Origin of the sequence: Bacteroides sp. UBA939 (assembly GCF_002293435.1) — a bacterium.
Lineage (GTDB): Bacteria > Bacteroidota > Bacteroidia > Bacteroidales > Bacteroidaceae > Bacteroides.
This window is the reverse complement of sequence record NZ_DBDF01000096.1, coordinates 1-20,312: the sequence shown is the minus strand read 5'-3', so window position 1 is coordinate 20,312 and position 20,312 is coordinate 1. Positions and strand designations below refer to the sequence as shown.

General features: G+C 44.2%; 12 protein-coding genes. 4 read left to right on the top strand and 8 right to left on the bottom strand.

Annotated features, from left to right (window positions below; genetic code table 11):
• Nucleotides 1–164: 164 nt before the first annotated feature.
• Genes B2Z67_RS06785 through B2Z67_RS06770 form a run of 4 tightly spaced genes read left to right on the top strand, consistent with a single transcriptional unit; the run spans nt 165 to nt 10,437 of the window.
• On the top strand, nt 165–2,768 hold the full coding sequence (locus B2Z67_RS06785; RefSeq protein WP_291529063.1) for a hypothetical protein: 2,604 nt from the start codon (nt 165–167) through the stop codon (nt 2,766–2,768).
• 35 nt (nt 2,769–2,803) lie between these two features.
• Complete coding sequence (locus B2Z67_RS06780; protein ID WP_291529062.1) at nt 2,804–6,694, top strand: leucine-rich repeat domain-containing protein; 3,891 nt, start codon at nt 2,804–2,806, stop codon at nt 6,692–6,694.
• 47 nt (nt 6,695–6,741) lie between these two features.
• The gene (locus B2Z67_RS06775) at nt 6,742–8,121 is read left to right on the top strand and encodes a PEGA domain-containing protein (RefSeq protein WP_291529061.1); all 1,380 of its coding nucleotides are present in this window, start codon (nt 6,742–6,744) and stop codon (nt 8,119–8,121) included.
• Nucleotides 8,122–8,142: 21 nt separating this feature from the next.
• Nucleotides 8,143–10,437: a hypothetical protein gene (locus B2Z67_RS06770; protein WP_291529060.1), complete on the top strand. Its 2,295-nt coding sequence runs from the start codon at nt 8,143–8,145 to the stop codon at nt 10,435–10,437.
• A 180-nt stretch (nt 10,438–10,617) separates the two neighbouring features.
• On the opposite strand, the gene lepB is transcribed toward B2Z67_RS06770, so the two are convergent.
• The 8 genes from lepB to B2Z67_RS06730 form a co-directional block, all read right to left on the bottom strand.
• Nucleotides 10,618–11,346: a signal peptidase I gene (gene lepB, locus B2Z67_RS06765; RefSeq protein WP_291529059.1), complete on the bottom strand. Its 729-nt coding sequence runs from the start codon at nt 11,344–11,346 to the stop codon at nt 10,618–10,620.
• A 26-nt stretch (nt 11,347–11,372) separates the two neighbouring features.
• Entirely contained in the window at nt 11,373–12,917 is a 1,545-nt protein-coding gene (locus tag B2Z67_RS06760; RefSeq protein ID WP_291529058.1) for an O-antigen ligase family protein, read from the bottom strand.
• Between the two features lie 118 nt (nt 12,918–13,035).
• A complete protein-coding gene (locus tag B2Z67_RS06755) occupies nt 13,036–14,142 on the bottom strand; it encodes a 6-bladed beta-propeller (RefSeq protein WP_291529057.1) in 1,107 nt (368 codons plus the stop codon).
• Between the two features lie 83 nt (nt 14,143–14,225).
• The gene (locus B2Z67_RS06750; protein WP_291529056.1) at nt 14,226–14,519 is read right to left on the bottom strand and encodes an NVEALA domain-containing protein; all 294 of its coding nucleotides are present in this window, start codon (nt 14,517–14,519) and stop codon (nt 14,226–14,228) included.
• Nucleotides 14,516–15,067 (bottom strand): hypothetical protein, encoded by a 552-nt coding sequence (locus tag B2Z67_RS06745; protein WP_291529055.1) that lies wholly within the window; start codon nt 15,065–15,067, stop codon nt 14,516–14,518. Before B2Z67_RS06745 ends, B2Z67_RS06750 begins: the two co-directional genes overlap by 4 nt.
• A 218-nt stretch (nt 15,068–15,285) precedes the next feature.
• On the bottom strand, nt 15,286–17,277 hold the full coding sequence (locus B2Z67_RS06740) for a hypothetical protein (protein WP_291529054.1): 1,992 nt from the start codon (nt 17,275–17,277) through the stop codon (nt 15,286–15,288).
• A 745-nt stretch (nt 17,278–18,022) separates the two neighbouring features.
• A complete protein-coding gene (locus B2Z67_RS06735) occupies nt 18,023–19,267 on the bottom strand; it encodes a DUF4861 domain-containing protein (RefSeq protein ID WP_291529053.1) in 1,245 nt (414 codons plus the stop codon).
• A 114-nt stretch (nt 19,268–19,381) separates the two neighbouring features.
• Nucleotides 19,382–20,173: a gluconate 5-dehydrogenase gene (locus B2Z67_RS06730; RefSeq protein ID WP_291529052.1), complete on the bottom strand. Its 792-nt coding sequence runs from the start codon at nt 20,171–20,173 to the stop codon at nt 19,382–19,384.
• Between the last annotated feature and the right edge of the window lie 139 nt (nt 20,174–20,312).

Below are 20,312 nucleotides of genomic sequence, written 5' to 3'. Positions count from 1 at the left end.
GAGGAGAATAGAGATACTCTTGATTATCAACAATATAAGTAACTTGAGAAACTTAAATTATTTATATATATTGTAACGAAGAGTAAGAACCGTATTTTACACATTTATTATCTATGAGTAAACATTACGCATTTCGACATGCGTGCGTGTTAAAGCATGTATGTATGTCATTATTCTTGTTGCTGCTTGTGATAGGTTGTGAAGAAGACAAGGAACCTTCAAATTATTCGCCGACACTGACTACCAACAGTGCCGCAGACTTAAGCCGTTTCGGAGCCACTTTCCAGGGAACGGCAATGAAGCACCCCGGCAGTACCGGTGATTTGAAGATAGGTTTCCTTTATTCTACTTCATCCAGCCTCAACAACGCACAAGAAGTAAACGCTACCCTGGGAGACGGTAACAATTATACCGCCGCAGTTCAAGGACTGACACCCGGAGAGCAGTATTACTATTGCATCTTTGCCCGTAGCGGTAAATCCGTTATCAGGGGACAGATCAACAGTTTCAGCACCGAAGACGCCATTCCGCCTTCACTGAGCCTCGCCGAGGCAACCGAAGTGACCGAGTTTGGCGCCACCCTCTCCGCCACCATCACGGATAATGGCGGATACGACCCTACGGTACGTGGGTTTGCATACGCCATATACATAGAGAATGCCTCCGAGCCTACCATAGACGACCGGACCGTAATGGCATTCGACAACCAGTTTACTGCTGAACTGACGGAATTGTCGGCAAACACCACGTACATCGTCCGCCCCTACGCCACCAATGATGCAGGGACGGGTTACGGTGAGTCCGTCCGGTTTACTACCACCCAGCAAAAGATTCCGGTTGTCATAGCCAACGGAACAGGCAGCCTTGCCGACAAACCGGTGCAAGCCATTGCCTACGAAGCCGTTTGCATGGGCGTTGTCACGGAAGATCACGGTTTCGCAGCCACCGAATATGGTTTCTGCTACAGTACCGAAAGCCGGCAACCTGTCGTTGAATCAAGCCAGTACGTACAGGCGCAGAATGGTTCCGCAAGCTTCTCAGCTACTCTGACGGGACTAACAGCCAGCACCAAGTACTACATGCGCGCGTATGCCAAGAACGAGAAAGGGGTAGGTTACAGCGCCACGGTAGAGTTCACCACCGACAAGGAACAAGTGGTATCGCTCACCCAAGCCACCGTCATTGCCCTGACTTCTTCCTCCGCTACCATTACGGCGCAGATGGCGCACGAATCAAGTAGCACGATAACGGAAAAAGGCATCTGCTACGGCACGGAAGTGAACCCTTCCGTTGGTGGAACCAAAGTGACCGACAACAGTACGGGACAAAGCGTAACCGCCACAATCAACGGCCTGACGGAAGGAGCGTCCTACCACGCCCGCGCGTACGCCATCACCCGCGACGGTACTTTCTACAGCGGAGATATCCTGTTCAATACCGAAACCACCTTTAGCCCCACCGTCAGCAGACCTTCCGTATACGACAAAACGGAAACAGGAGCCAAGGTACGGGCTACGATTTCCACCAACGGCGGACTGGAAGTAACGCGAAGGGGCGTCTGCTACAGCAACACCAAGTCCGAGCCTACGCTGGATGACCTCACAGTTATCTCTACGGAAACAGACAATAACATACTCGCCAGCCTCAGCGATTTGGAGGGCGGCGTCACTTACTACGTCCGCGCATTTGCCACCAACGCCAAAGGCACAGGATACAGCACTGTTGAGCAGTTCACTACCACAAAACACACCGAGCCTGTACTGAACGGTTTGAATGTAATTAACATCAAGGACGACAATGCACAGGCAAGCGCCTCCATTGCCAACCTCGGCGGCGAAGGAGAGGTGATAACAGAACGTGGCTTTGTGGTTTCCACTTATGGCGATCCTGTGATTGACGGATACAGCACCAAGTTCGTCTCAACAAGTACGGAAACCGCATTTGCCGCCAAGTTGACCGGGCTTAGCTACAATACATTATATCATATACGCGCGTACGCTATCAATAATGTAGGAGCAGGCTATAGCAATACACTCTCTTTCCAGACCGGAAGCAGCTCTACAGCCATCGTGGGAGAACTGAACTCTACCAAGACCGAAGCGTACAGCCTCAGTTTCTCTTTCGAGGTCAGCAGTACCGGAGGAGCGGATTTGACAGCGCAAGGTTTTAAATGGAGAAAGACAACCGACAGTGAATATACCGACGCGCCGGGAACACTTACCGGAAACATCGTGACGGGAACCATTACCGGACTGACGGAGAATACCGCATACAATGTGTATGGCTACGTAATCAATAAGAATGGGGAAACCACTACTTACAGTAGGAACTTCAATACTTCCAAGCTGCCTCCGGGCGCAGGTGACAATCCTACACCGGGCGATGACGACGGAACTAAGAAACCATCGGTAGGTAGTACAACTGTATCGGAAGTGTACGCAACGACCGCCTGGCTTAGCGCCAGCATTCAGGATGATGGAAAGCTGACTGTTACCGAAAAAGGCTTCCTTTGGATGGTAGATGATGGAACCGAACTCACTGTCGCCAACGGAACAAAGGTCGCTATCACTACCGAAGGTACTTCCATGCGCCACAAATTAACCGGGCTGACAGGTAAGACCCGCTATCGTGTATGTGCCTACGCCATCAATGCCAAAGGCATCAGTTACGGTAGCAGCCGGACTTTCACCACCGAGGACGCGGACAAACCCGAACCGGGAGACGGTGACAATCCACCTCCGGGAACCAATACCCGCAACAATAAATAAATTCAATGAAAAATAATAATAAAAAATATACCACTATGAAGCTGAAACATTTCTATGTAAGTGTATGCATGGTGCTGGCAAGCATTCTGAGCATCAATGCACAGACAAGCGTGACTCTAACACAAGCCGGAACACTCTCCGGTAAACTTCCGGCAAGCGAAGAAGACCGGGCTAAGATAAGCGAACTGATTATAAGCGGGCCGCTGAACGGAACGGATATACTGACAATACGCGCATTGTCAGGTACATTGAAGGTACTGAACCTGAAAGAAGCCAATATTGTAGAAGATAAAGTGACGAGTTATTACGATACAGGCAACAATGGTAATTATACACAGAATGATGTGATTGGAGATCGTATGTTCTATGGTATGACGGCTCTGACAAAAGTCGTATTGCCAAAGGCAGTATGGTCTATCGGTACATGGAACAATGATAATCCGTGGAATGTAGAGAAGACACGAGTAAGCGGACAACCTAAAGTAGTCAGGGCTGATAGTGAAGATGATACTTCGAGCCCCGGTTGTTCTTCTTTTGCCCGTTGTGTCAACCTGCTAGAAGTAGAACTTCCGGCTACTTTATTATGGATAGGCCCTAAGGCATTCAGCTATTGCATCAAGCTATCATCAATAAGTATTCCTGAAGGTGTAGAGGCAATGGGAGGTTATACATTCAATAAATGTCAGGATTTGGCAACGGTATCAATTCCGTCAAGCTTGGGAATAGGAAAGATATTAGGTTGGAGTTATCTCAGTGAACAGAATAACAACTACAATAGTGAGAGCTATTTTGGTTACACTTTTTGGGGATGTACAAAACTATCCAACGTTACTATAACCAATGGCATTAAGCGCCTTGCTCCTTATATGTTTAGGGGATGTACAGGATTAACATCCATCAACCTACCAAGTAGTCTGTTAAGTCTAAATAGTGCTTTCTATGGTTGCTCCGGATTAACCGCTTTACAATTACCGGACGGATTGACGCAAACAGGAAGTTTTAGTGGATGTAGCGCACTGCAATCTTTGACTATGCCAAATGGAATATTATCTTTATCCAATTTCTCTGGTTGTACATCACTAACGTCCATTACTCTGCCAAATCAATTGACAGAAATACCTAGCAATTGTTTCTCTAATTGTACCTCATTAGCTTCCATAGCAATACCTAATACAGTTACAGATATTGGTTATCGTGCTTTCTATAATTGTTCTGCACTCTCAGAAGTAACTCTTTCTACAGAAACAGGAACAATTGGCGGAGAGGCTTTTTGGAATTGTACTTCATTAGAAAACATCAATTTCCCTACCAAATTGACACTCATAAGAAGCTATGCCTTTGCTAACACGGCACTAAAGAAAGCTCAATTACCACAGAGTTTAACAGAAATCGAAGCGTATGCTTTTCGGGACTGCAAGGAATTAGAGAGTATCAACTTCCCTCCTAACATAACGGAGATCTACTCATATACATTCGAGAATTGCATAAAGTTGAAAGATATCACTCTGCCCAGCGGACTTATGACCATACAAAACTACGCATTCAGTGGTTGCAGTTCTTTAGGAAAAGTAACAATTCCCGGTGGTGTGCAGACTATTAGCGAAGGAGCATTTAGAAACAGTGGATTGACAGAAGTAATCCTAAGCGATGGCGTTATCAATCTCAGCAATAATAGCTTCAGTGGTTGTGACCTTCTGAAAACCGTTACTTTCCCACCCAGCATGAGGACTATCAACGGTTTCAACGATACCGGTATTAAGAACATACTCTTTGCAGAAGGAGCTACACCAACCGAAATCAGCGCACGCGCTTTTGAGAATTGCGACAGCTTGGTAACAGTGACTTTGCCCAATACCATAGAAACAATAGGTGAATATGCTTTCTCTGACTGTGGCGCACTGCAAAGTGTCACGTTGCCTACTGCTATCAAAATAATTCCCAACAATTTATTCTATCAATGCGTAAATCTAAGGAACGTTAATATTCCCGAAGGAGTAACAGCAATTCAGACTGCCGCTTTTTATAATTGCGACAGTCTGAAGAGTGTAAAATTGCCTCAATCGCTGAAACAAATAATCGGCGGTAATTCATATTATTCCGGTGCTTTTTTTAGCTGTAACAAACTGGAAACAGTAGACCTTTCAGGAGCAGCTTTAACCGAAATAGGAGGTCGTACTTTCTACGAATGTACCAATCTCAAAAGCATAGACCTTTCCACAACAAAGCTGGATACTATTAAAGCTTATGTATTCTATGAATGCGACAGCTTGCAAAGCATTACATCACTCCCCGCTACTCTTACTACTATCCAAGAGTCTGCCTTTTATAATAACTCCCTTTTGTCAATCACTTTCCCCGCCGGTGTAAAAAGTATAGGTAGTGGAGCTTTCGGCGGTAGTCGTAAAATCAGGAGTGTGGATTTCTCCGCTACTTCCCTCACAACCATCGATAGCTGGTTTAGTGGTGCAGATAGCCTGCGCATTGTGAAATTGCCGGAAACCGTAACTTCATTAGGAGATAATGCTTTCAGCAATTGTCCTATACAAGAAATCAATCTGCCGGCAGCTTTGACTTCTATCGGTGCATACGCTTTGAATTACAGTAATATCAACAGCCTGACAATACCCGCTAACGTCACCAATATTGGACAAGGAGCTTTCAGCAATGGAATTTACAACCAAGTTGTGATACCAAACAATGTAACTTCCATAGGCGTAGACGCATTCTATTACACTTATATTAAAACTTCCTTAGATATTACTCCTTCCCAGAATATACAACTTGGGAATAATGCCTTCCGTGCCACCTACGGTTATTATGAAAATGGGAACTATGTTAACCATCATTTGCCTAACGTTTATTGGAACTCTTCCGCCCAATTCCCAAAAGATAAATTCGGTGAGATAGACAACCTTTACTTACCTGCCGACGGAAAGGTTAGTAATACAGACAACATAGGACACGTATTCTTTAATGGTATCACCGACTCTATCGCCATTGCCTACACCAACAACCGTTATTCGGTTGCTACGGCAATGAAAACCAAGAAAGTCACTTATACCAAATCATTCTATAGCCAGAGCGGTTACGGCGATGCTGCCGGCTGGCAAACAATTGTATTGCCTTTCGATGTAAAGGAAATCAGTTTTACCAAACGATACAACCAAGAGCAGGAGACTATTTCATTAGCTCCTTTCGGAAGCGCAGCTTTGGAAACAGCAGGAACACTGCCTTTCTGGCTATATGAATTGGGAACGGATGGCATGTACAAAGCCGCAACGGAAATCAAAGCGCACCAGGCTTACCTGATCTGTATGCCGAACAATGACAAATACCCCAGTGAATACAATATCAGTGGTGATGTGAAGTTTGCCGCATCCGATGTAACCAACGGCATTACGCTCGGAGCAACCCAAGGTGTTTTGAAGCGTAGTAAAGGAACCAAATTTGACCTGGTACCCACGTATGACGGAGTGATGCAGCATGATACGGTATATGTATTGAATCAAAACAGCGGGTATTCCGGCGATGATAAATATTACAGCGCCGGTAGCGTGTTCGTTAAGAATTATAACGAAAACAACTCCAGATATCCCGCCGTTTATCCTTTCCAGGTCTACCTTGTAACCAATGAAGGCAAAACTCCGGCATCGGCCAGAGCGCCCATGTTCTATAGCATCGGCGGAGGCGACGGTACAATCACCGGCATCGGAGACCTGCCCGCTACTCCGGACAAAGCTACGAAAGCCTACAGCCGCAACGGTGTGATTTACATCACGACGGATGCAGACCGCATTATCAACATCTACGACGTTACCGGACGTACCGTACGCATCATCGAAGCCCGCGAAGGCGTGAACGAAGTACACGGACTGGACAGCGGCATCTACCTGCTGGAAGGACAAAAAGTGATGGTAGGACGATAACCCAGAGAGTGAAAACGGAATAGAAACGTGAATAAACGAACAATAGAATGAAATCAAATAAACTGAAATGCTGGTTGGCAGCGGTTGTGGTAGCAGTGGTCTGCTGCCCCGCCGCACTGGCACAGCAAAGCAAAATAGCCGTCGCGTCGTTCAACCGCATGGAAACGGACATCACGGCACGCGTAACCGCCCCGAAGAAAGACCAGAACGGCGAAATCTGCGCCTTGATCCGCATCGTGACCAACGTAAAGGATCTGATGTTCGAACCGGATGCACTCGGTATCACGGCGCGCGAAAACAAAACCGGTGAAATCTGGTTATACGTTCCGCGCGGCGCCCGCCGTATCTCTATCCTGCACGACCAACTGGGTATTATGCGAAATTACTTCTACCCGGACATCGTTGAAAGAGGAACCGTATACGAAATGGTGCTGAACACCGGTGACAACGAAGACAAGCCCGTTGTGGAAAACAACATGCAGTTCTTCGTACTGCGTCCCGAACCCGCCAACGCCAACGTATATGTAGACGACGAGCAAGTGCCCATCGAAAACGGTCTCTTCTCCGCAACCATGCCCAAAGGCGAACATACATATCGCGTGGAAGCCCCCATGTATCAGCCGGATGCCGGAGTCGTTACACTGGGCAACGAACAGGTAATCAAGAGTGTTACCCTGAAGCCCAAATTCGGCTACGTGGAGATCTTCTCCCTGCCCGAACAAGACGCTGATGTGTATATTGACAGCGTTCTGGTAGGAAAAACACCTTATCGCAGCGACCGCATGGGCATCAAGGAGTACAAGGTACGCATCGAGAAACAGACCTACTTCCCCATCGACACCCTGCTGAACGTGACCGCCGGTGAAACCGTTCGTCCCACCTTCGTCATGGAGTCCACCATCAAGCCCAAAATACCGATGAATACCCTCATCATGCTCCAAGCCGGATACAACCCCAACGGTACCACCCTTGGCGCCATGCTCGGCTTCGGACGGAAAAACGGTTTCTATGTAGGATTCCGTAGCGACTTCGGTTCGGCAAGCGGCGAACTGGAATGTGATGAGAACGGTATCATAACAGGTAGCGAAGAAACCACCGCTCCTTTTTATAAGGAAGGGATAAAGAACAAATCGCGCATGTCTGTCACAGGCGGTTATTTCCGCCAACTGAGCAAGAGCTTCTACCTCTATGCCGGCGCCGGATACGGTAGCCGCACATTGACCTACGAACTCGCCGCTCCAATGACCATAGGCGAGAAACAGTACGCCGAAGGTACACAGGTGAAGGACATGGATAAGTCGGCTACGGGCGTAGCCGCCGAAGTGGGTGGCATCCTGCGTTTCGGCAAGTTCTGCGTCTCATTGGGTTTCCACACCGTGAATGGTAAGTACCACGAAGCAACCGGTGGTCTGGGATTCGTATTCTAACCTACTAACAAACGATTTACAATGAAAATAAATCAGATTAAAACAATGGTTATCCCCTTGCTGCTGCTACTCTGCCTGATAGGTTGCAGCGAGGATAAAGAACCGCAAACATATCCGCCAACGCTGATAACCAATAGCGCCGCAGAGTTGACCCGTTTTCAGGCAATACTGTCCGGCAATATTGTGGAACAGGAAAACAGCGTTGCAAAGGTTCAGGTGTTCTTCCTCTTTGCCCGGGGAAGCACGCTGGTAGATGCGGAAGAACTGACCGCCACCCCGGACAACACCACGCAAGGCAGATACGTATGTACCATTGAGGGGTTAACTCCCGGAAACGAATATTGCTACAGTATCTGCGCCCGCAGCGGAGGCAGTGTGGCAAGAGGAGAGGTTATCCGGTTCGAAACACTGTCGAGCACCGCTCCCGTACCCGCAACAACCGTAGCGACAAATGTCAATGAAAACGGAGCGTTTTTAAGCAGTGACATCACCGATAACGGCGGACAAAACGTTACTCAGCGCGGTTTCGCCTATAAAATCTATCAGGAAGGTATGCCGGAGCCTACTACGTACGACAAGACCCGTGCGGTGAGCCTGGAAGCGGAGACTTTCAGTGTCCAGCTTTCCGAATTGCAACCCCTGACCAGATACATAGCCAGATCGTATGCCATCAACAGGGCAGGGACAGGATACGGAGAAGCCGTTATCTTTACCACCGAAGAACTGAAGATTCCTCAACTGACATGCAGCATGGGTAACGTCACAGCTTTTGCCGCCACGCCCTCCGCTACTATCAGCACAAACGGAGGTTTCACAGTGACGGAATACGGTTTCTGCTGGAGTACCGAAAACCAGGTGCCCACCACCGAGAACCTGAAGATTGTGGCAGGCACCGATGAAGCAACCGCTTTCAGTGAAATCATTGAAGACTTGAATCCTGAAACGACTTATTACCTGCGGGCTTACGCCATCAACGAGAAAGGAACGGGATACAGCAATATCCTCACTTTCAATACCGAACAAAAGCAGGTAGCTACCCTGACGAAACCCGTTGCAAGCAACATTGCCGTAACTTCCGTCTCTCTGAGCAGTTCCATCACAGTACCTTCCGGCGTGGAAGTCACAGAGAAAGGTATCTGTTACAGCATTTTCTCCACAAGACCTGCAACAGACGGCGACCATACGGTAGACAGCAGCCAAGGTAACAACATCAGCATAAATCTGGCAAACCTGGATGAAGGTGCAACTTATTATGCCACCGCATACGCCGTGACACGCGACGGTACATTCTATAGCGAAGCCGCTCAATTCACGTTGAGCCGTACGTATGAACCTACTGTTGCCATCTCCGAAATAACCGGCATAGGCGAAACGGAAGTGACCGTAAACGCCGGCATCAAGACGGACGGCGGACGTGAGGTGACAGAAAGAGGCGTCTGCTGGAGCAGTACTTCGTCCACTCCCACCCTCGACGACGAGTCGATGAAAGCCGGAGGTACAGGCAACGATTTCAGCCTGAAGCTGACCTCACTGATAAAAGGGCAGAAATACTACGTACGCGCCTACGCCAAGAATGTAAACGGAACAGGTTACAGCCCGACGTCCGAATTTACCACAGCGCTGACAAAGGCTCCCGAAGTAGTGAATATGGAAATGACGGCAGTTCACGACGACCACTCTACCGCCCAGGCGGTAGTTTCCGACAAGGGCGGGCTTGCCATCACAGAGAAAGGATTCGTGTACTCCACCGCAGTAGTCAGCCCCACGATAGGCGTTGCAGGGGTAACTAAAGTGGTATCCAACTCTGCCGGTGACAGTTTTACCGCGGAATTGAAAGGATTGCAGTACCAGACTCTCTACTATATCTGCGCCTATGCCACCAACTCCAAAGGTACTTCTTACAGTTTGCCGACAAACTTCCTCACTTCCTATACTTCCGTGCCAAGTACGTACATGACGGTAAAAGAAGGTAGCGTAGGCAGCACCACAGCCACACTGGAAGGCCAGATTACCAACGATGGCGGTGACGGTAGCGAAAGTCTCGAAATAAGCGAAGTCGGCTTCTGCTGGAGCGAGAACAACTCGCAACCCGCTCTGGAAACAGACCATTACATCAAAGCTACTCTGAATGAGGATAATAAATTCTCCATTGACCTCACAACCCTGAAAGCATACACTTACTATTATGTACGTGCCTATGCCAAGAACAAGAACGGAGTAGGATACAGCTATTACGCCACTCTTCGCACGGAACGTACCACTCCGGGCGATGGTGATAATAACCCGCCGGGAACGGTTACAAAGAGTTTGAAATAAGGCTCCCGGAAAGATAGATACCAAATCGGTAAAATAAGATTTCGCCCCTACAAGTACTTAATCGTATCTTGTAGGGGCGCTTTTTATACTTATTTCGCATAAATTTAGCGAAGCGAAGCGGAGGTTAGTAGTGATTAGTGGTAAGTGATAAGTGATAAGCAAGAGTAATGCTGGTTAGGTTCATAATCTTTTAAACATTCGCTCCCAGCGAATCTTTCCCGTTTCCGGTTCTTCGGAATACCACGTAAACAGCCCCACTCCCAAGATAAAGTCTTCCGGCACTATCCCCCAGAAGCGGGAGTCGTAAGAGTCCGCATAGTTATCACCCTGCATGAAGTAATAACTGTTTTTGAAGCGATAACTGTTCATCAAGGTATCGGCATGCATCACCGCTCCGTTTACCAGTTCCGGCATCCGCCCCGTCTCATACTCTATGGGACGGCTGTAATGGCGCAAGTTCAAGGAGTCAACAGGCAACGATTCCCCTTCATGAGGGAGATATACACTATCCACTTTTTCCTCCCACTGCCAGCTATAAACCTCTCCCGGGATAGCTACGCATCGTTTGCAATAAAATATCTTCATATCGAGTGTCATTCTGCTTTCATTCTCTGCATAAGGGAAATTGAATACGACAACATCATCCTTCCGTACTTTGCGCATTCCTTTTACTCTATGTACTGACAATTTGCCGGAATCGGAATCCTTATTGATTTCTCTGCGTCCGGGAATCTGCAAGGATACCAGAATATAATCTCCATTTATCAAGGTAGGCGACATGGAGTAGGTAGGGATAGAACAGGATGCAAGCCAGTACAGCCTGATGAAAAGATAGATTTGAAACAAAGCGAACAAACCTAATAATACACACAGCAAACTCTTACATATACGTCTTACTTTTTCCCTCATATATCATAACCATCCGAAAGCATTCATTAATTAGACAAATAATTTATATGCTTCTCCAAGGTACTTTTCACCTCTCTTCTCATTTCGTCAATAGCTCCTGAATATACTTTAGGCTGTTTAGTTAATACGATGTTTGCCATTTGCTTCATTTTATCAGCGTGAAAATAATCAGCCTGAGCATAAAGTTGAAATAATAAATAGTAAGGATAAATCCTCCCGGGAAGTCTATGTACGGAGCGCATAAAATATTCTTCTGCTTTATCATAATGCTGCTTATGCTGATAATTTTCCCCTATAATATTCAATATCATAGGGTCGCTACTATATACCATCGCTTTTTTCAATATCTCATTAGAAGCATCATATTCTTTTAATTTATGTAAGCAATGTCCATATTCATATAGAAATAAAGCTTTCTTATCCAAAACCGGATATAATTTTTCATATCCTTCTTTTGCCGCCTCATAAGCTCCTAACTGATATCGCGCTCTACAATCATACCACTCACAACATTCATCATAGTTATTATTCTTTAATGTATAGAAAGATAAGATTCCGGATAATAATGCTAAACCTCCCCACTCTTTCCAGCTATCGTCAACAGCACAAGCCACTAATAAGAAAATAAAAGTGATAATAAATGCAGGTATATGCATCGGATAAGAGAACATCGCAAATATTAATAATGAGATAACCCCACCGCACGCACTTATCCTCTTTTTTCGATAACCTCTATAAAGACAAAAACAAATACAAACAATCATAAACACCAAAGCGACAACACCATACTCTACAGCAATTTGAAGATACTCATTAAAAGCTGAATCCGGACTTCCCGCTACCAATTCTTCCCATTCCAAATAATCATTCCCTGAGAAATATTTTTCCTGCGCTTCACCATAAGCATGGGTAAAACTATTGTATCCATGCCCTGCAAATGGAGATTCTGAAATAGCTAAAACACTGATTTTCCACATAAATAGTCGCCCTAATGCCGATTGCTTTTTTAACATGAAAGCAGCAATGCATATTAATAGAGCGCATAACACAATCCCACTAACCTTAAAAAAACGATTCTTATGAAACAAATGCACAAAATCCAGTATTTTCTTATTGTAAAAGTTACAATACGTCCAAATCCCCGATATGGATGCAGCCAATAAAGCAGCCCGACTACTACCGGCAAAGAGCAAGCACACTTGTGCCAAGCAAACGCTAAGAGACAAATAACAGCCAATCGTTTCAACAATTCTCTTTACTTTTAAAGTATGTAACCTCAAATATTCGTTCAACGCCATGGGAAATATCATAGCCAAATATCCACAATAAGGCCCCGGATTATAAAGAGTACCTGTAAAAGCATACAAGGAATGCCTGGATGGAATTATTTCAAATAATTGCAAAAAACCAATTGTCGCCTCTATGCCACCCAAAACTATTAAGCTCCACACAATTATTATGTAGAAGAAATAACTGATACTCTGTTCTTTTATTATTAGCAATTTTGCAAAAATACCACTTATACAAAAAACAGCACATGCCCCACCAATCCACAGCCACTGCTTCTCCATGTCTCCGGGAGGTAATTCTAAGGAGGTAAGCAGGACTGTGCACAAGGCGAAAACTGTTGCCAATACCAACAGGACTTTAACCGGTATAGTTATATTAATCTTAGTTATCAGCATTAATCTATTTAAAAACAAACTTTTTAACGATAAGAATATTCTCTTTCATTTTCAATTTTTCGTGTTCTTCAGGAAAATACTCTCTTATTGTTTCATCAAAAAAATAGGAAACTAATGTATTTGGAATATTAGAAATAACACTCCTGCCCAAAGAAAACACCCCGGGAATATCAAACGATGTATCTTTAAAGACTTCCATTTTTTGAGTCACTTTGGAGTATAACGTATAAGCCCACATTGGTGCTTCAGTATGTAAAGGCCATAATGAAAAAATATAATGATCGGAATTCACGAGAGTGTAACAATAAGTATGATCTTCTTTTACAGAGAAATCATTCGTCATTCCCTTGAATTCAGAAATCATTTTAACATCCGATCTCTGACGAAGCACTTCTTTCAATTCATGATTATTCAGATTGAACGAATAAGTCATACCTGTAGGCGGTTCGCATATATAAATCAAACCATCTTCCCCAGGCAGGAAAGATGAAAAAGGAGAAGAGATGTACGGATATACATCCGTTATGCTTAATATTGTTTTAATTTTCTCTCCTTTAGAATTCATTATCCAAAGACCTCTATTCTTCTCCGGTTCTTCTGAATCAGGAGATAATCCGTGGCACAAAAAATCACCATCAGGCAAACACATTATATCAGTATATACAAAACTAAAAGGAAAAGAAATTCTGTCAATGAAGTCCCCATCGGGAGTATAACTATATATCTGGCGTGCAGAAAGGTCATCAATAAAAACGACATCTTTACCTAAAAAGCATGAATTCATAGAGGTGTATTCTCCAGGACCGCCACCACGACTCCCTATTTTATTAAGAAATTCACCTGTCGAATTAAAACGATATACTACAGCTTGTTTGGAATCTGTTACATAGATATTCGTATCTGCAAATAGGACATCAGATACTTCACCAAAAAACAGTGAGTCGGGCAATTCCAACCGAATGGAATGTACGCTATCAATAAAAGAAGATAACGGATAACTCTCGTCACAATTAGAAAAATCAACATGCACAGTAAATGCATCTGTAGTTTTGTCTCCGGAAGAACATGCCAGCAAACAAAAAACAATTACTACATAAAAATATTTATTCATAATATTAATCCATTTTAATATAAATCTATGAAATGAGAATTATGCCAATATTAATAATGACATAATTCTCATGTTACTAATTATCAGCAGTCGGTCAATCCTTTAGCACAGCCGCTATATTTGCTGCTATGTGATATACAACATGGTATTTTTGTAGGAAATAGATTATTCCCAAGAAACACATCTATCGAAGATAACTGCTTATACGGCACAAGCGTTTCATCTATCTCGTCATGACCACCACCTTCATTATTATTCGATAAGGCTTCAATGTTTGCCAACAAAAAAGAATTCTGTTGGTTACTGTTTCTCTGATAAGTGTATACGGCAACAAACATGATTGCCAATACATAAATTACATTTTTAAATTTCATCATTGTTTCTTTTTTAAGATTTCCAAATACAAATCACGTATCGTTCTATGAACTATAGGATTACCGATACAAATAATTTCATTTGAATGATTAAGTAAGAATACATGAGATCCATCATTGGGAATATCATTGATTTGACGTATCTTACGATCATCGACACACACAGGTATTTCAAAATTCTCAATCCTAAGAGTCGTATATAGTTCATGCTTAGACACAGGTTTCATAACAAATACAAAGCTAAACTTTGTTTCCGTAAGAGAATCTATATCAGCTATAAACCGTTGCCAATCATCAAGCCGCAATTGGCAACTTATACATGACACGGAATCAAGCAGAACTAATACTTTATATTGTGCATCTGAAAAATCATAATCAACAGGTTCCTTGCCCCAATGATAAAAAGTCATACTATCAGGGAAGACTATCGTCTTCTGATACCACTGCTTTACATACGCTTCATTCTTTCCTGTAGGAAAATCCAAAAGAATAATTACGAATAAAGCACACAATACAATAACAATCAATGCTCTCTTATATTTCTTACTCATTGCATATAAAAATCACTATCTGTAACAAACCATAATTCATTAAACGAAAAAATTAATTCTCAAATCTGTATGTATCCTTTCAACAGAACAGCAAAACGCATTTGCCACAATTCATTATTATTCACTATCTTTGCCGTACCTCCTTTTTTTAGGGGTTAAGGAGCAGATGATATACAGATAAATCCGGCAAGATTAAATAGTTCATCATTCTGCTCCTTTTATTCATATCCCACAAACTTTTGTTCTCCATTCTCCACATAAAACACCTGTTCCTCTTTTCCACGGGTCAGATTGCGTAACCACAGCAGAGCGCCCACAGGAATGTTTTCATACACCAGTTCGTTAGTCGCAGCAACTTGTTCACCCAAGGTTTTCCAACCATTAACGCCATTCTGGTACACCAGTTCATACCTGTTACCCGGAGTAATGAAGTTGTCATCATTGCGGGGAACGAACAGGATCTTTTTTATTACGCCGGCACGTTGCAGGTCAAATACAATAGAATCGCCACCGGCTGCCGAATAATAGAAAGTCAGCCAGTCGCCGTCACAAGCCTTGTCTATGCCGTAAGCGGGATTCCCATCGACAGGAGCACCACCGTAAACGGCCTTTGCAGTCAAGTGCGCCTGACTGTCTATGCTGTCAAAAAACGCTAATTCAGCCACCTCCGCTCGCCAGTCATCCGTAGGGTGAGCTTGAGGAGGAGGAGTAAAACGTACGTAACGATAAGGACGAGGCACTGAAGGGTAATAAAGATTCATGTGGATGCGCGGACTGTCCGTGATGCAATAGAGTAACTCCTTGTTCCGAAAGTACTTATCATTGCTTGCCTCTATACGGGCACCGGTCATTGCTGCCATGTAACCATAGAGGTATTGCCGCAACGGATATTTCCTGCGTATACGAGCGGTGGTGGTTTGTGATACATGCGGACGGAAATAACGCACCTCTCCGTTTTCTACCATGAAAGGATATCCCGCAGGCTTTTGCTTTCCATCCTCGTACACCAAGGGCTGAAAGATGACGCCCGGCTCTATATTGTTTACTCTCGCTTTACCAAACCGCAAAGGAGCTACATCCACAGGAACATATTTGAAAGGGGTAAACATCCCCAAAAGGACAGTGTTGTCTTCTCCTTTTTTATCCACTTTCACTTTAAATTCATTCTCGCCGAAGTATTCGGCCGTCACATCCCGGCTGAAAAGACCGGACAAGGGAGCAGTCCTGCCATAATGCGCAGCAAAAGTATTCCGGTAGACTTTTCCTTTTTTCCTGCCATCCGTAACCCCGCGCTTCACCACAAAGTCGGATGAATCCATATACCAGAACGGAATGAAACCTCCGTCCGAGTCTTTCAGTACATTCCATACATGATCGTGCTGATTGGAAGGAGAATATAAATATTTATCAATACCAACAGGAAAGCCCAATGCCCTGAACACATAAACGGCATGGTCGGTTATTTCACGGCAAGTACCCACCAGATATTCGGACAGGAAACCGGCGCCCAGATGAGGCATGCAGTATTCGGTGGTGAGAACAAAGAGGTTGGTGCGCTTGAAATGCCTCGCCAAAAGATTGACGGCTTCTACCATATCATCACCCGTGTACAGCGAATCAAGAAGAGGTTTATAACGGTCATAATACTCTTTCTTCCAATTCTCTAACGGTTCGTCGGCTATCCGGTAAGGTAATATCCATTCACAAAAATCATCAAACGAATAATCTTTCGACCACGGGCATTCTTCCCATACCTTAAAAGATTGGTCTATATTTTCTATCAGATAACCGGCAGATATACATTTAATATCCAACTGTATGGATAAAGATTTGTAATCAAATGAAAGCCACTTCCGTTTCCATTCACTGTCAGGCAGATAACCCCCTATATTAGCATCCACCGAAGCTTTCATCACTGCTTTCACACTGTCTAACCGGCAATCTTCGTAACCACCGTGACCCGGCATGTTTCTTATAAGAAAACGGGCTGCCTCCAGCTTCAGGCTATCATTCCGATAATGATGCAACACTCTCTCCAGTTCAGCCCTGTTCGCTCCGGCTTGTTCGAGAGCGAAGTTCAGACGCACATCCTCCTTCTCCTTGCAAGATGCAAGACAGGTGAACAGTACGCATAGTATCATTGTGCGCATGTTACCCAATCTGTTCACGTTACTTGCAAAAGCATGATTGTTTTGTTTTTCACTATTCATAATTTTATCATTTGCATTTTATCGTCCGTACATGGAATCATTCTCTATACGGACAAGTGCAAAAATAGAAAGTGAAGATTAAAAAAATAAAGAAAGAAGACTTAATTAAGGATTAAAAAGCTATTAAATTAAGGATTAAAAAGCTATTAAATTAAGGATTATATCACATACATCAGGGCAGATGCATCTAATTTCTGATTAATTTGATTAGAGATTGCTTGTCCCATCCTGTTTTTGCCTTTGAGTAAGGCCTTGGTTGTTTTATCGTTTTTGAGTAAGTTTAGTGCTATTCTGTTGAACAGCGAGATGTGTTTGCTCTACAAAACCTCTTAATTTCTTTGCAAAAAAGAAAAGATATTGCATTTTTGTCTTTCCAAGAAAGAAACATCTCTAAAGAATTGTCCTTATGAAAAAGAAATAATTGCTTAAGCAGTTGTTAACCGAAAAAACACATTCGTAAGGAATAAATATTGTTTTTAAATTTTAATGATGAACGTTAGCAGTTCAATGCTGGAAATCTTGATGAGATATTACAAGCCTACCGCGAACTATAATCCCTCTGAATGAAGTAGAAGGGCTTTCGGAAGTTGCACAAGTAACCGAATGTAACAATCTGTTTATTCTTACACTGGAAGAAGAGGAGGAAAGAAAGTAGGGTTGCTGCGTAACGCAAGCAATTTTTCAGGTGCGGATGATACGGATTATCCGCGCCTGAAAAATTACTTGTATACAGGAAAGGAAACGGTTACTTAATCGTTACCGCCAACGGATTGCGCACTTTCTGAGCGTAACCTGCCATGTATTCATTCCATGCTTCCGGAGTCTTGATATCAGCCTTATCCCAAGCCGAACCCCAGTAGTAAACATATTCCGAACCCGGCTCATAATCACTGATAGCCAGTAAATGACCGTCAGCGCCACCACGTTCCTTCACTTTTTCTTCTTCGGAGAAAAGCAATGATTTAGCTTCTTTCACGGCAGCGGGGAAAGCAGCGCCTATAAAGATTTTACCGTTATTGTTATCTACATTGTCCGTCGGGTCTACGTAAGTAATATAGCCGTTGGCAGCATCGGCTACCACGGCGCCGTCGGGTTCATGCAATACGATGCCTGTAGCTACGGGAGTATTTTCTTTCAGATTTTCGTAAGTAACAACAGTCTTGTTCAGGTGCGAACCTGCATCCAACGTGACAACGCGTGATTCAATAACGGTAGAGTCGCCCTTGATATTCAACGGATTGTAAACCAGTTTCACAGTGAAACGCAGCGGGCCGTTGTCAAGTATATTCTGAGTTGCATAGCAATACGGATAAACGATTTCACCGTCGGGCATCAAAGCAGCCGTACCGCCACCCAACGTAGGACCTACTTTGTAGCAGTCCAAACCATTCCCGTGATCCACGTGATAGGAAACGGATTGGTACAATTCCCGGGCAGCTTTCGGGTCGGTCTTTCTCAATTCGGCAATCTTTGCTTTGGTTTCAGGGTTCAATTCGCCTGCATAGCGGGCTTCAACAACCGGTTCAGAGGTGTTGTACTTCGTCCATACATCATAGCCGAAAGCGCGCTCCCCTGTTTTTTGCAAAGCGGGGCCGTAAGCACGGAAAGCGACGAGGTCGTTCTCCCACGCTACATCGTCCACACGTTCAGGATAATGCTTGCCGCAAGTTTTCACGGTGAAAGTTTCGGGAGTACCCGCCTGAATGGTATAAGTTGCCGTACCGTTAGCGGCTACAGTTACGGGAAAGATAACTTTCTCATTGTAAGTAAGCTGATAGGGTACTTGCTCTCCGTCAACATTCAGTACGACGATTTGCGCCGTATCAGCCAATTTCAGTTGGTTGGAGATGTCGCTCATGTCCACTTCAACCATTTCACCGGAACGTTCCATCGCCAAAGGATTGCTTACCGTTACGGTAACCACACTCTTAGGATTGTTACAGGCAAAACAGATAAATACTGTTGCCAATAAAAGGAATAACTTTTTCATATTTTAATTTGATTAGTAGTTGGGAGATAGTAGTAAGTAGTAAGTAGTTAGTAGTTAGTAGTAAGTAGTAAGTAGTAAGTAGTTAGTAGTTACTACTAACCACTTACCACTTACTTACGGTTGTTTACCTATATACGCCAGGATACCGCCGTCAACGTAAAGAACATGACCGTTTACAAAGTCGGAAGCATTGGAAGCCAGGAATACGGCAGGTCCCATCAAATCTTCGGGAGTACCCCAACGGGCAGCCGGAGTCTTGGCAACGATAAATGCATCGAACGGATGGCGTGAGCCGTCAGCTTGTTTCTCGCGGAGCGGTGCAGTCTGCGGGGTAGCGATGTAGCCCGGGCCGATACCATTACACTGAATGTTGAATTCGCCGTACTCGGAAGCGATGTTACGGGTCAGCATCTTCAAACCGCCCTTAGCGGCTGCGTAAGCCGACACAGTTTCACGACCCAGTTCGCTCATCATGGAGCAGATGTTGATAATCTTGCCATGACCTTTCTTAATCATAGAAGGGATAACCGCTTTGGATACGATGAACGGACCGTTCAGGTCGATATCAATCACCTGACGGAATTCGGCAGCCGACATTTCGTGCATCGGGATACGCTTGATTATACCGGCATTGTTTACCAGAATATCAATTACGCCTACTTCTTCTTCAATTTGGGAGACCATGGCATTCACCTGGTCTTCATTGGTTACGTCGCATACATAACCTTTGGCGTCAATACCTTCGGCTTTATAAGCGGCGATCCCTTTGTCCACCAATTCTTGTTTGATGTCGTTGAATACGATTTTAGCGCCGGCTTGCGCAAAGGCAGTTGCCAAAGCGAAACCGATTCCATAAGAAGCACCGGTTACGAGCGCCACTTTACCTTCTAATGAAAAGTTTACCATAAATTTATTTTCTATTTCGGGTTAATATAATAATTCGTTAAATGAAATTTGTTGCAATGATATCTTACATGTTATAAATGATAATTTATGCTTGGACACAGAGTCACAGAGACACAGAGGTTTATCTTTCTTTTAAGAA